The 13,163-nt window shown below is 66.3% G+C and carries 12 protein-coding genes; 1 reads left to right on the top strand and 11 read right to left on the bottom strand.

The window, feature by feature from the left end:
- The first annotated feature begins 76 nt into the window (after positions 1–76).
- On the top strand, positions 77–1,186 hold the full coding sequence (locus ACAG21_RS11630) for a phosphodiester glycosidase family protein (protein WP_370496318.1): 1,110 nt from the start codon (positions 77–79) through the stop codon (positions 1,184–1,186).
- Here the strand turns inward: ACAG21_RS11630 and ACAG21_RS11625 are convergent.
- The 11 genes from ACAG21_RS11625 to ACAG21_RS11575 are packed head-to-tail and all read right to left on the bottom strand — an operon-like array spanning position 1,183 to position 13,163.
- Positions 1,183–1,884, bottom strand: coding sequence for a YoaK family protein (locus tag ACAG21_RS11625; protein ID WP_370496212.1), 702 nt, complete (start codon positions 1,882–1,884; stop codon positions 1,183–1,185). The genes ACAG21_RS11630 and ACAG21_RS11625 overlap by 4 nt on opposite strands.
- A 26-nt stretch (positions 1,885–1,910) precedes the next feature.
- On the bottom strand, positions 1,911–2,636 hold the full coding sequence (locus ACAG21_RS11620; protein ID WP_370496211.1) for a mammalian cell entry protein: 726 nt from the start codon (positions 2,634–2,636) through the stop codon (positions 1,911–1,913).
- The gene (locus tag ACAG21_RS11615) at positions 2,603–3,160 is read right to left on the bottom strand and encodes a mammalian cell entry protein (RefSeq protein ID WP_370496209.1); all 558 of its coding nucleotides are present in this window, start codon (positions 3,158–3,160) and stop codon (positions 2,603–2,605) included. Before ACAG21_RS11615 ends, ACAG21_RS11620 begins: the two co-directional genes overlap by 34 nt.
- Entirely contained in the window at positions 3,157–4,125 is a 969-nt protein-coding gene (locus ACAG21_RS11610) for an RDD family protein (RefSeq protein WP_370496208.1), read from the bottom strand. Before ACAG21_RS11610 ends, ACAG21_RS11615 begins: the two co-directional genes overlap by 4 nt.
- The gene (locus ACAG21_RS11605) at positions 4,122–4,955 is read right to left on the bottom strand and encodes an Mce protein (RefSeq protein ID WP_370496207.1); all 834 of its coding nucleotides are present in this window, start codon (positions 4,953–4,955) and stop codon (positions 4,122–4,124) included. Before ACAG21_RS11605 ends, ACAG21_RS11610 begins: the two co-directional genes overlap by 4 nt.
- Positions 4,925–6,475 (bottom strand): MCE family protein, encoded by a 1,551-nt coding sequence (locus tag ACAG21_RS11600; RefSeq protein ID WP_370496205.1) that lies wholly within the window; start codon positions 6,473–6,475, stop codon positions 4,925–4,927. The genes ACAG21_RS11605 and ACAG21_RS11600 overlap by 31 nt, the downstream gene beginning before the upstream one ends.
- Positions 6,469–7,587 carry a virulence factor Mce family protein gene (locus tag ACAG21_RS11595; RefSeq protein WP_370496317.1) on the bottom strand — a complete coding sequence of 373 codons (1,119 nt, stop codon included), beginning with the start codon at positions 7,585–7,587 and terminating at the stop codon, positions 6,469–6,471. The genes ACAG21_RS11600 and ACAG21_RS11595 overlap by 7 nt, the downstream gene beginning before the upstream one ends.
- Before the next feature lie 41 nt (positions 7,588–7,628).
- Positions 7,629–9,242 carry an MCE family protein gene (locus tag ACAG21_RS11590; protein WP_370496204.1) on the bottom strand — a complete coding sequence of 538 codons (1,614 nt, stop codon included), beginning with the start codon at positions 9,240–9,242 and terminating at the stop codon, positions 7,629–7,631.
- Positions 9,239–10,828 (bottom strand): MCE family protein, encoded by a 1,590-nt coding sequence (locus tag ACAG21_RS11585; RefSeq protein ID WP_370496202.1) that lies wholly within the window; start codon positions 10,826–10,828, stop codon positions 9,239–9,241. The genes ACAG21_RS11590 and ACAG21_RS11585 overlap by 4 nt, the downstream gene beginning before the upstream one ends.
- Complete coding sequence (locus tag ACAG21_RS11580) at positions 10,825–11,865, bottom strand: virulence factor Mce family protein (protein ID WP_370496201.1); 1,041 nt, start codon at positions 11,863–11,865, stop codon at positions 10,825–10,827. Before ACAG21_RS11580 ends, ACAG21_RS11585 begins: the two co-directional genes overlap by 4 nt.
- On the bottom strand, positions 11,862–13,163 hold the full coding sequence (locus ACAG21_RS11575; protein ID WP_370496200.1) for an MCE family protein: 1,302 nt from the start codon (positions 13,161–13,163) through the stop codon (positions 11,862–11,864). The genes ACAG21_RS11580 and ACAG21_RS11575 overlap by 4 nt, the downstream gene beginning before the upstream one ends.

Here is a 13,163-nt window from a genome sequence, read left to right as displayed (position 1 = left end):
GGGCGCGGCCTAAGTGTCACACGTTTGTTATTTATGTTGACAGTGTGGCCAATGTGACTGATGCTGTGAGTGTTGCATCCACATCAGGGCCGAAAGGGCTGCCGTGCTGACACGACGCACCAGGTTGCGCCGACTGGCGGCAAGCCTCACGACGATGTTCGCCTGCACCCTGTTGACCGGCACCGTCGCAGCGCCCGCCGCGCACGCCGCGGATGCCCGCGAGTTGCTGGCCAGCGCGATCGGCGCCACCAAGGGCTCGTATCTGGTCTACAACTTCGGCCCCGGCCATCCCACGCCGTTGATGGACGCCAGTGGCCGCTGGTACGAGATGAACAACGGCGGCCACCTGATGATCATCAAGAACGCAGCGGAACGCCTGGCGCCGCACCTGTTGGTCGACACCCACCGGGGTGACCAGGCGCGCTGCGAGAACAACCCCGGCGCCCGCACCGGCGAAGGCCTGTGGCAGGCCTCCGAGCTCTACGCGCCGCTGCAGGCATGGCAGCGGATGGGGCAGCCGACCATCGCGATCAACGCCAACTTCTTCGACGTGCGGGGGCAGAAAGCGGGGTCGTGGCGTCAGACCGGCTGCAGCTCACCGCTCGGCGCGTTCGTGGACAACACCAACGGGCAAGGCCGCGCCAACCAAGCGGTCACCGGTACCGCGGCCTACCCCGGCAAGCAAGGGCTTTCCGGCGGTGGCGAGAGCTGGTCCTCGCTGACGACGATGATCCTGCCGACCGGTGGGGCGCCGTACGTGGTGTGGCCGCGCAGCAAGAACGACTACGACGCCGCCACCCCGGTGGTCGCCGACCTGCTGAACAAGAACGAGAAGTTCGTCGCCGTGTCCGGGATCGGGCTGCTGGCGCCCGGCCAGACCCAACAGCTGCACGACGGCGGTCCCAGCGCGGCGCGCACCGCCCTGGCCTACGTCAAGCAGCGCGACGAGATGTACATCTTCGAGGGCGGCAGTTACACGCCGGACAACATGCAGGACCTGTTCCGCGGCCTGGGCAGTGATACCGCGATCCTGCTGGACGGCGGCGGGTCCTCGGCGATCGTGCTGCGCCGCGACACCGGCGGCATGTGGGCCGGCGCGGGTTCGCCACGCGGCTCGTGCGACACCCGTCAGGTGCTGTGCGACTCGCACGAGCGCGCCCTGCCCAGCTGGCTGGCCTTCAACTAAACACCCTCAGCGGCAATCATTTTCGGTTCAGCGGCACCATACCGGAAGATCAGCAGGCTCGCCGCCACCACGGCCGCCGTCAGCGTGAACACCGGCGCGATGACGAACCGCGACAGCGTGGCGCCGAGAAAAGCACCGGCGCACATCGTGACGATCACGCTGATGCGCAGCTTTTGACGTTCGCCGGTGCCACCGGAGGCCCGGCTGTCCAGACCGAGGCTGACGATCGTCGACGTCAAGACGGTCGTCGACAGTTCCTGGATGCCGAACTGGCGGGCACTCGAATGCTGCAGACCGAACGTCACCGTGAGGAAGCCGATCATGATCAGCTTGGTGTTGTCGTGATAGTGCAGCACTCCCGCACCGGCCAGGATCGACAAGGTAAGCAGCAGAACGATTTCCGTGGCCAGTACGGTGGTGATCCACTGTCGGGCCCGCTCACCGAAATACCGTTGCAGGCGCCCGCTGAGAATCGTGGTGGTGACGAAGGTGGGCAGCGCCACCGACACCGCCGTCAGGTCGATGCTGGTACGCGGGGCAAGCCAGAAGCCGAGGAAGACCACGTTACCGGTCATGTTCGCGACGAACACGTGGCCGAGGACCAAGATACTGATCGAGTCGGCCAGCCCCGTCGCAAAGGTCAGCAACAACAACGCCGCAACGGTGTATCGCTCGGTTACCGGCGACGTGGCGGCCACGGGTGCAGTATATTTCGGCGGCCGGACTACGGATGCGGTGTGAGGTCCAGGGAGGTCACGGTCGTCATCCTGGTCACCAGCCAGCGCCCGTTCGCGCGCTTCATGAACAGCCGGTAGGACAGGTACTTCAGCGCCGGAATGTCCTTGGTCAGCGGGCTGGTCGAGGTGGTGTTGGTGTAGACGATGACGACGGCGTTCGGGCCATCGAGCGATTCGACCGCCGCACCGGTGACCTGAGTCCGGTTGGTGATCTTGGCCTGCTTATTCGGTGCCACGATGGCGTCGACGAATTTGCGGTACTGGGCCTCGAAGTCACCGCTGAGGTAAGCCGACGCCCGATCGGCGAGGCTGTCCATGTTCTCCGGTGTGTAGGTCCACAGAGTCGTGATCGCGTTGGCCGCGGTGCGGGCGACGTTGAGCTTGGTTGCCGCCGTGGCGCGGTCGGTCAGATAGGGCTGCACGGCCGCACCCGCGAATGCCGCGGAGCCGACGAACAACAGTGCGGCCACCACCACGACGATGGCCATCCCTTTGCCGGCCAGCAGTTTGCGACGCTTGCGCCCGCCGTTCGCGGGCTCCGCGGCGGACCCCTCGGTCCGCACTTCGGCGTCGGCGTCAGTCTCGTCGGACTCGACCTTGTCCGCCGCTTCGGCGGATTCCGTTGCCGTGGCGGTGTTTTCGTCGCTCTCAGCGGCGTCGTCGGAGGCCGCCTCGGTGGTCAGATCACCTGCAGCAGGCTGCTTATCTTCCACTGATTCCCTTCCCGCGTAGCCGTTGCCGTCCAACGATTGGTGTTCTCGAATACCTGCTTTTGATCCGGCGACTTGGAGGTGACCTCGGTCGCCACCATGACGGTGGCGCTGCCGTCGTCGTTCCACCGTTCCACCGCGGCGCCGAGGATGGTGCCGGTCGCGGGCTCCGCACGCGCAACCTGCAACAGGATCTCGTTGGCCTTGTCGTGATACTGCTTAGCGAAATCGCCTGTCGCCTGGGCCATTATCCGCGTGACGTAGTCATTGGCGTGATACGGGTCGAGCGAAGTGAACTGCGTCATGAACCCCGTCACGTAGTTGAGCACCTCGCGGGTCTTGGAAGCCTCGTGCTCCCGGGATTCGTGGGAGATCAGCATCAGCGTGGTCAGCGTGATCGCCGCGGTCGTCACCACCGCGGCGACCGTACTCGCGACGGGAAGCCCCCACCGCCGGCGCTGCGTCTGCGGATCCGTCTCGACCAGCAGTGCGCCCTCGCCGGGCTCAAACCTGCGGCGGGGGCTCATTTTCCGTTCCCGGGTGGTTTCGGCTTGGTCAGCACGGTGAGGTTGTCGACCAGCCAGTGGCCGCCGGCGTCCTTGACGAAATTCACCCGGACGGTCGCGGTGATGTAGCGCTCCTGGGGGGCCGCGCCACGCCGGCCCTGCATGAACAGCAACATCGTCGCCCGATCCGGCGACGCCGATTCGATCGAGCCGTCGGTCACCCAGTACTCGTTGATGACCGGGTTTCCCTTTTGGACGATGTCCTGCTGCGCCTTGAGTGGGCCGCGGTAGTTATCGGTCGCCAGCGACTGGGCCCGCTTGAAATCCTCGGACAGCGTCTTCGGGTCGTAGGTCAGCATCTGCGCGACGATCTTCGGCCCCTGTATCGAGATCTCGGCCCGCGTCCGATCGGTCTGCTGGTCGCGGGAGTAGACCACTGCGTAGCTCACGGCCCCGCCCGCCACGCACAGTCCGGTCGCGGTGAGCACCGCGATGATCGTCCACCGCCGGATGATGTCGGGCCGCGGCGTCTGCGAGGCCCGCACGTCCGTGCGCAGCAACATGTCGGCGAACGTTCGGCGCTGCGAATCCCACAGCGGCCAAAGCCATCCCACGAGCGACACGGTGTCCAGCAGGTGCGCGAGATCACGCAGCAGCAGGCCCCAGGCGCCGACGACGGAGCCGTCCCGGTGCCGCACCGCGATCCCACACAGTGCGCGGCCCAGGCTCCAGCCGTAGACGGTCGGCAGCAGCAGCCGGTTGACCAACATCGTCAGGATGGCTACGCCGAGAACGCAAATGCTCAGCCACCACCACACACCCTGCGGCGGCACGGTGAACGACACCAACGCCATCGTGGTCGCGACCGCGGCAGCGGGCAGGACGTCGACGGCGAACGCGCACACGCGAATATGCCAGGGCGCCAAGGCATTCTCTGATGACACTTGGGGGGCCGTGGTCTGAGTCTCCTCGACCACCAGCGTCACTTCGTCACCTGGTCGAGCCTGGCGATCCGGTACTGGCCTTCGTCCAGCGCCATTCTCACCCGAAGCCGATAGCCAGTCTCGTTCTGTGATTGATCGGCGACCACCTGGACGCGCATCGCCACGAGTACGTCGATCGATCCGTCTTTGTTGTTGCGCTCGACTGCTCCCCGGACATCGGAGACCTGGACGTGGACGTTCGCGGACTGATAGGCCTGCACGAGCATCCCGGTGTAGACCATGGCCTGTTCGCGGAAGGCATCGGTGCCACATTCGATGATCTTCTGCTCGCTGGCGATCATCGCGTTCGTGTCGGGCGCCTGCGTGGCCGACACGCACTCGATCGCCGCCTTGAGCGCCGCGGCGTTGTTGCGCGCGATGGCCTGGCTCTCGTGGTGGTACCGCGTGGCCAGGTAGCCGCCGGTGCCGACGGCACCGGCCAGCACCACCAGAACCGCGGCGATGCCGGCCAGCCATCCGCGCCCCAGGGCCGACGGGGAGCGCCGTTGCGCATCCGCCTCGGTCGCGTCCTCGCCGTCGGTTTGCGGCGGTTCGGGATCGTCGGCCACGGCTTCGGTGGCGGACTCGGGCTGCTCCGCCGCTTCCGTGGCTTCGGGCTCCGGCGCGGCTTCGGGTTCGGGTGCCGCCGATTCCGGCGCAGTCACCTCGGTCTGCTCGGCTCCGACCTCGGATTCTGGCGAATCCTCGGCCGTCACCTCGGTGTTTGCCTCGTCGGCGACGTCGTCCGATTTCTTCGGCCGTCTCCGACGTAGACGACTAAGCATCGACATCGGTGGTGGGTTCAGCCGGCTGGTGCCAGCATCTCCTTCCATCCGTCGTCTCCTGTTTTGGTCGAGTTTTCGACGGAGTATTTGACCCCGTCGGGTCCTACCAGTTCACCACTCTGGGGACTGTATACCGCCGAGGGAGGTCCAAAGGGTGTGTAGACACACGGGTTGGGCTGCTGCCCGTTGCACTGCACGGTACCTTGCCCGGGTCGGGTCAATGGGTCACTGGTCGGCGGCGGCGTCCCCGCGACCCGGTCCGAAGGTGCCGGGTTCATGCCGTTGTTGATCGACGGCGCGGGGATCACCATGCCCGGGCGCACCGACTGATCGCATCGCGCTCCCGGCGCCGGGCAGGTCAGAATCTGGTTCGGGTCACCGAACCAGGGGTTCGTCCCAGCGGGAACATACGGATGGGGGTCGCGGCACTCCCGCGGCGTGGCCGCCCGCTTGCCGGGGATGTCGGTACACGGGATGTTGCGCGAGCCACGCACGCTGTTGGCCGGCGTATCCATCGGAATCTTGCAGTAGGTGCCCGACGGCAGCGGCTGCATGCTGGTGTCGGCCGGCGCCCGCCATTCCGGCGCGGGAATGAAGCCGGTCAGACACGGCGGCGGCTGGTTGATCGACAGCGCCAGGTCGAGTGCGGCCTGGTTCGGGAAGGGCGCGGCCACCGTCTGCGCGATCGAGGCACCCTGCGGCAGGAACACCAGCACCTGCTCGACCCCCGTGTGGTAGCGCTTGAGCAGGTCGAAGACGACCTCGAGATTCGCCAGCGTCTGCGGCAGCGACTCCCGCACGTCGCTGAACACGTCGTTGACCTGATCGGCGGTCGGCGCCGCTTGCGACAGAATGCTTTTCACGTTCGCATCGCGCTGCGCGGACTGCGCGGCCAGTGTGTTCAGGTTGCGCGCCCAGCGCTCGATTGCGTCATTGGACTTCACCTGGCTGTCCAGCACCGGGCCCGAGTTCGCGATGATGTCGTTCACGTTGGTGATGTTCGTCTTGAAGTCGCCGACGATCGCCTGGGTGGAGTCGACCAGGCGCTGCAACGCCGGGCCCAGGCCGCCGACCGACTCCGCCGTCTCGTCGAGCAGCTTGCCGATCTTGTCCTTGGGCAACGCCTCGAGCCCGCGGTTGGCGGTGTCGAGTGCCGGACCGATCTCGGCCGGCACAGTGCCCTTGGAGATGGTTTGCCCGTCGGCGAGGTACTTCCCGGGGCTGCCCGACGAGACGATGTCCAGATACTGCTCACCGACCGCCGACACCGAGTGCACGTTGGCGACCGCGTCGACCGGGATCTTGTACCGGCTGTCGATGCTCATCGTCGCTTCGGCACCGTGGTCGGTCGGCTCGACGTCGGTGACCTTGCCGATCGTGATGCCGCGATAGGTCACGTTGGCCGTGGGGTACAACCCACCGGACGCCGGCAGCTCAGCCTTCAGCGAGTACCGGCCGATCCCCATCAGGCTGGGCACCTGCAGGTAGTAGACGCCGAGCACCAGCAGCGAGACGACTGTGAGGACCAGGAACGCCCACAGCTGGCGTCGAATGAACGGGGTCAGCAATTCCGGTCCCCCCTTTCCACCAGCGGGCCGCCGGGCGCGTCATTCGGGTTCGGCGTGTAGCGGACGTCGGGAATCATCGTCTCCGGGTCGCGGCCGAACGACTGCTCGAGTGCCCGCAGTGCGCCCGACAACCCGGTCCCGGTGAGGAAGGCATTGTCGACAGAGCTGTAGGTCACGTCGAGCGTCAGCGAGATGTTCACGTAGTCACCGCGGAACATCTTCGGGACGGTGTCGATGTCGAACGGCTGGGTCAGGATCAGCTTCAGCGCGCCGATCAGGTACGGCGAGGAGCGGCCGAGTTCCTTCAGCGGGCATTGCAGCGCCTGCAGGTCGGTGTGCAGCGGACCGCGCGCCTCCGACAGGTACTGATCCGCGGCGCCGCTGAGCCGGCCCACCGAGTCGACGGCGTTGATCAGCAGATTCCTGGTGTCGGCGAAGTGCTTGATCAGCGGCGGGATGTCGGTCAGCACCCGGTCCAGGACGTCCGAGCGGCCGCCGACATAGACCAGCAGCCGGTTGGTGGAGTCGATCGCGTGAGTGATGTCGTCACGCTGCTGATTGAGCTGGGCGGTGAAGGTGTCCAGCTTGCCGATGAAGGAGCGGATCTGCTCGCCGCGCCCGTGGAAGATGTCGTAGACCTCGTTCTGCAGGACCTCGAGGTTCGGGATGCCACCACCGCGCAGGATCAGCGACAGGCTCGCCAGCGTCTGCTCGGTGGTGGGATACGACGACGAATTCTTCAGCGGAATGGTGTCGCCGTTTTTCAGCATCTCCGACGACGGGTTCGGCGGCGCCGCCAGCTCGACGTGCTGAGAACCCAGCAGCGATGTCTGGCCGATCCGCGCGATCGCGTTCTTCGGCAGCTTGACGCTGCTCTTCACACCCAGCGTCAGCGTGGCGACCCAGTTCTTCAACTCGATCTTCTTGATCGAACCGACGAACACGTCGGCCACCATCACCTTGCTGTTGCCGTTGATCGCCAGGGTGTCCGGTACCTGCACGTAGATGGTGTAGGAGCCGGGGCCGTCGCCGGGACCACCCGGAATCGCCACGTTGGAGATGCCCCGCCAACCACACGAGCTCAGCACCATGGCCACGACCAGCAGCACCATCGCCTGCCACGATCGGCGCCGAATCAATGCACGCGCCGCGCTCACTGGCCACCCCCGAAGTCAGGGCCGGACGGCGGCCCACCGGCGTTGGGTGCCACGGCTACGACCGGCGCGGGCGTCGGGGCGACGGGACCCGGAATGACGCCCGGTCCCGGTGCCGGCGGCTGGATCGGCGTCGGCGCCCGCAGCCCGATGGGCGGCAGGATCGGGTTCTCGTCGTAGGCGTTCGGCGGGCCCGGCGGGGTCTGCAGGTTCGACTGAACGGGTTCGATGTTGGGACCGCCCATCAGCTCCTCAAGCGACTCCGGCGTCATCAGGCCCGCGGTGATGGGCCCGACCTGCTGGCCTTGCATGCCCGGCGCCACGATCCAGCCTTGCTGGGTGTTGCGGTGCGAGGTCGGCGTATCCGGCACCCAGATACCCGGGACGGTGGTGTCCTTGTAGCCGTTGGGCGGGTGCAGCCGATCTTCGGAATAGGCGACCTGCTTGGGCAACGTCTCGGCGGTGCTGAACAGGTTCAACCCGAACGGCAGGTAATTGAACTTGATCGCATCCAGGATCGGCGCCAGGTACTGCGCGCACAGTTCGGCGGATTCCTGGTAACCGAGCCGGCTGCCGGCCTGAATCGAGCTGCAGATGAACTGCATCGGGTTCGCGAAGTTCGTGATCGCCGGAATGGCGACCACCGACCCGTGCGACGGGTGATAGATCTGGTTGATGTTGGCCGCCGCCGTCGGCAGGATGTGCAGCGCGGTCTCGAGCCCGTTCAGCGGCTCGGGTTGCAGCAGCGTGTTCGTCGCGGTTTCCAAGTTGTTGACGTCGGTGGTCAGCACCTCACGGTTCTTGTCCAGCCACGGGCGCACGGTGCTCAACAAGCTGTCGAACTGCTGCAGTGCATTGTTCAAGGCGCCGTCATCGCTGGCCAGCCGGCCGGTGACGTCGGCCAGGTTCTGGTTCAGCGCGACGAACTGCTGGTCGTCGGCGTGCAGCGCGTTGACGAACAGCGCCAGGCTGCGCACCACCGCGAAGAAGTCGCCGCGGCCCTCGTTCAATGCGTTCAACGCCGACGACAAACTGTTCAGCGCCGTGTTGATCTGCTTGCTCTTGCCTTCCAGGCCGTCGGCGAACGACGTAATGACCTCACCGAACGGACCCGTCGGCTGCTCCTTGGTCGGACCCAGCTTCGAGATGATGTTGGTGATGCTGTTGCGCAGTTCGTCCCACTCCACCGGCACCTGGGTGCGCTCTTCGGGAATCACCGCGTTGTCGCCCAGCACCGGTCCGCCCTTGTAGGGCGGCTCCAGCTGGATCGCGCGCGAGGCCACCAGGGTGGGGTTCAGGATCACCGCCGAGGCGTTGGCCGGGACCTTGTACTTGTTCTCGTAGTGGAAGGTCACCTTCATCTTGTCGCCGACCGGCTCGATGCTGTCGATCGAGCCCACCCGCAGGCCCATGATCTGGACCTTGTCCCCCTTGTAGAGGGCGTTCGCCGCCGGGAAGTAGGCGACGACGGTGTTGTTGGTCAGCTTCTCGAACAGCCGGTAGCCGACATACCCGACGACCAGGGCGACGACGATGACCAGCGCTCCGATGATCGCCGTCGTCCGGGAGAACTTCGGTAGCCGGACGTTGCGGACGTCAAAGATGGTGCTCAATTCTGGCTACCTCCCGTGACACCACTACCGCCCGAACCGCCGGGGTTGATGAACGGCGCCGGCAACTGGTTCCCCGGTCCGGGCGGGGCCGGGGGACCCGGCGGCAGACCCGGAGCGAAGGTCGACGGCGGCGGCACCGGGCCGGCCGGTCCCAGGTTCTCGGTGCGCGCGCCCGGCGGAGCCTGGGTCGGCAACGGCACCGGCGTGCCCGGAACGTTCGGCGGCGGATCACCCGGGCGCCCGGCGATATTGATGCCGGGCGTGGGCGGCAGACCGTCCGGGTTCGGCGGCGACGTCGCAACGTCGACCGGCGCGGGGAAGCCGGGCCCGCCGAAGGGACCGGTGGCCGCACCCGCACAGGGCAGCGGGTTCCACGGCCGCGGCAGACCCTCGTCGCCGACGGTGACGTTGCCGCCGGGGTTGGCCGGCGTGTAGGAGCACGGCGATCCGGGCGGGATGGCCGGTCCGGGGTGCTCGGGCGTGCCCTCCAGCACCGGCGGTGCCGGCGGCGGCGCGCCGTTGGGGAACCGGGTGCCGTTCGGGTCGGGCCAGCGGTATTCCGGCAGACCCGCACTGCGCCAGAAGTTCTCCGGGTCGATGCCGCGCTTCTTGAAGGCGGCGTCCACCCACGGCTGGATGATCTGGTAGAGCGCCAGGTTGTGCAGGACCACCTTGAAGAACGGTCCCGACGCGATGGCCTCGTTCAAGGACGGCAGGAAGTGGCCGACCTCGGTCAGACCCGCTGCCACGTCGTCCTTGCGCTCGACCAGGATCTTGCTGATCGTGCGCAGCTGCTCGAGCACGTGGTTGAGGTTCGGGTTGTCGTTGATCAGGCCCTTGACCTGTTCGGAGAACGCGGCGATGTTGCCCAGCAGGGCGTTGATCGCCTGCCCGCGCTCGTTGAACGCGGCCAGCAGCGTCTTGGCGTTGACCAGCAGGCGGTCGACCTGCTCACTGCGGTCGCCCAGCACGCTGGCCACCTGGTTGGCCTGGGCGAGCAGGTGCTTGACCTCGGCGTCGCGCTTGCCGACCGTGTCGGAGAACTTCGAGACGCCCTCGAGCGCCGCACTCAGGTGCGGGTAAGTCTGGTCGATGGTCTGCGACAGCACGTGCAGCGATTCTTTGACCGTATCGATGTTCCAGCCGGAAGCGGCCTTGGTGACGTCGAAGAACGCGTCGTAAATCTGATACGGCGTGGTGCTCTGGCCCAGCGGCAGCGAAGCGCCGGGCTTGAGCTGCTGGTTGCCGCGCGCCTCGATCTCCATGACCTTCTTACCGAGGATGGTGTCGGTGCGGATCGCCAGCCGGCTCTCGGTGCCGATGGTGTTGGTCCCGATCGAGAACTTCATCACGATGTGGTCGCCGTCGATCTTGAGGGCCTCGACCTTGCCGACGTCCATCCCGGCGATACGCACCTTGTCACCGACGTTGATCCCGCCGGAGTCGGTGAACTGCCCGTAGTACGCGGGGCGGGCCATCAGGATCGGCACACTGGTGAAGCTTTGCCCGACGCCGATCACGAGCAGCGTGACCACGATGCCCATCAAGCCGATCCGAAGCCGGTTCGGAGGTTCCAGCGTTCTCATTGCGGCGTGCACCTACCCGTCGGCTGCTGGAAGAGCCGGACCGTGCGGACCGGACCACCGCCCTGCAGGCCGTTGATCTTCAACGTGATGTCGCAGGCGTAGAAGTTCACGAAGTCTCCGTACGACCCGATCGCGCGCCCGATCATGTTCAGCGCGCTCGGCACCTTCTTGAGGTAGTCCTGCAGTTGGTCTTGCTGGTCGATCAGCGGCTGCTGAATCCCGTCCAGGTAGTTGATCGATTTGTGCAGCAGCGCGCGATCCTCACCCAGCAGATCGGCCACGGTGCCGGCCGCATTGCTGATGTGCGCGGTCCCGCCGGCCAGCTGATCGCCGTGGTCCTTGAGCCCGGTGATCAGCACCTCGAGGTTGTTGATGGTCTGGTCGAATTGCTGGCGATGCCGGACCGTCGTGTCCAGCACCACGTTCAGGTTCTTGATCACCTCGCCGATCGCCTGGTCACGCTCGCCGATCGCGTTCGTCAGCTGCGCGGTGTTGTCCAGGATGTCGTTGATCGTGCCGCCCTGACCCTGGAACACCGTGACGAGCGCGCTCGCGATCGTGTTGACCTTCTCCGGATCCAGCGCCCGGAACAGCGGCTTGAAACCACCGATCAGCGCGTCGAGGTCGAGTGCGGGCGCGGTGCGCGACAGCGGGATGAAGCCACCCGGCGGCAGCACCTCGTCGGCGCCTTCACCCTCGCCGCGCTTGAGCTCCAGGTACCGGTTACCGATCAGGTCCAGGTAGCGGATCTGCGCCGTCGTCGACTGATATAGCGGAACCGAGCGGTCCACGTTGAACTTCACCCGCACGCGCTTGCCGCTGTCGATCAGCTCGACCGAGTCGACCTTGCCGATCTCCACCCCGGAGGCGCGGACGAACTGGCCTTGCCGCAGCCCGCTGATGTTGCTGAACTCCGCGGTGTAGGCGTTGGTGCGGTCGAACCGCATCTGACCGAACACCACGACGATCATCACAGTGAAGAGCAGCAGCACCAGTGAGAAGATGCCGAGTCGGACGAGCGTACCGGTGATTTTCATGGGTTGATCGTGTTATCCCCTACCTGACGGCCCCACACGTATTCGATTGCGTAGGGCGAACCGGTGTCGAGATGGTTGTACGGCGCGATGCTGTTGCCGGAGTCCATCACCAACTCGGGAGCGGGCCACAGGTCATGCGTGATGTGCTGCCAGCAACCCGGCGCACCGCCCGGACCGCCACGGGCGTTCACCCGCGGCAGGTTCTCGGGATAGATGTAGGGGTTCGGCGCCCCACCGACCACCCCAGCCAGACCGCCGACCAGGCTGGCGATCGTGGCCACCGCGGAGACGGGGTTGGCGAGAAGACCGAGCCCCGACAGCGCTTCGGTGTGGGCGTTCAGCGAGTACCCGTTGCCGGCGAGGAACGAGGCGGCTTTGGGCTCGATGTCGTGGTAGTTGCGCAGGGTGCAGAAGATCGCCGGACTGTAGGTGTCCAGCAGCTGCGCCGTGGGCACCAGATCCTGTGCGCCCCGGGCCAGGTACGGCCCGCCCTTCTCGAAGATCTCCGCACCGGTGTTGCCGAACCCGGCCGCCGACAGCAGCGCCCGGTCCAGATCCTTCTGTTGCTGATTGATCGTGCGCGACGTGATGACCGCGTTGTTGAGGAAGTCGAACAGGTCCGGCGAGGCGTTGGCGTAGGTGTCGCCGAGGCCGGCCAGCTGCTGAATGTCGTGGCGGATCTGCGGCATCTGCGGGTTGACGTCATCGAGGACCGCGTTGCCGTTGACGATCGACTGCCCGAACTTGTCGCCGAGGCCGGCCAGCGATTGCGCGGCCGCGCTCAGCGTCAGGTTCAGCTTGACCGGGTCCACCTTCTCCGCGATCGAGGTGACGGTCTGGAACAGCGTGTTGATCTCGGTGGTCACCGAGCGCGCGTCGATCGTCGACGACGGGCCGAGTCGTTGCGGCGACGGGTTTTGCGGCGTCGTCAGCGACACGTACTTGCCGCCGAACACCGTGGTGGCCTTGATGTCGGCGTTGACGTTGGCCGGGATCAGCTTCAGGTACCGCGGATAGACGTCCAAGGTGAACTTGGCCGCCGGCTTACCGTCGCGCACGATCTCGGAGATGGTCGACACCCGGCCGATCTCCACCCCGTTGTAGGTCACCTTCGAACCGGGGTCCATCACCAAACCGGCCCGCGACGCCAGCATCGTCAGCTTGGTCTTCGGGGTGAAGTCGCCGCGGAACTGCCCGTAGATCAACACGAAGATCAGCGCGCCGATGACCAACAGGCCGATCCCCGCCAACTTGTAGGGCGGGGTCCGCGAAGCGTTCGTCTTTCCGGGGCGGGCCAT

The organism is Mycobacterium sp. pR1184, assembly GCF_041287235.1.
Taxonomy (GTDB): Bacteria; Actinomycetota; Actinomycetes; order Mycobacteriales; family Mycobacteriaceae; genus Mycobacterium.
This window is presented reverse-complemented; position numbering and strand designations above follow the sequence as displayed.

Bases quoted from the DNA above. Each gene is read 5' to 3' on its own strand.
- ACAG21_RS11615 (WP_370496209.1), bottom strand. From the start codon at position 3,160: ATGAGCCCCCGCCGCAGGTTTGAGCCCGGCGAGGGCGCACTGCTGGTC.
- ACAG21_RS11605 (WP_370496207.1), bottom strand. From the start codon at position 4,955: ATGGAAGGAGATGCTGGCACCAGCCGGCTGAACCCACCACCGATGTCG.
- ACAG21_RS11595 (WP_370496317.1), bottom strand. From the start codon at position 7,587: ATGGTGCTGCTGGTCGTGGCCATGGTGCTGAGCTCGTGTGGTTGGCGG.
- ACAG21_RS11585 (WP_370496202.1), bottom strand. From the start codon at position 10,828: ATGAGAACGCTGGAACCTCCGAACCGGCTTCGGATCGGCTTGATGGGC.
- ACAG21_RS11580 (WP_370496201.1), bottom strand. From the start codon at position 11,865: ATGAAAATCACCGGTACGCTCGTCCGACTCGGCATCTTCTCACTGGTG.
- ACAG21_RS11575 (WP_370496200.1), bottom strand. From the start codon at position 13,163: ATGGCCCGCCCCGGAAAGACGAACGCTTCGCGGACCCCGCCCTACAAG.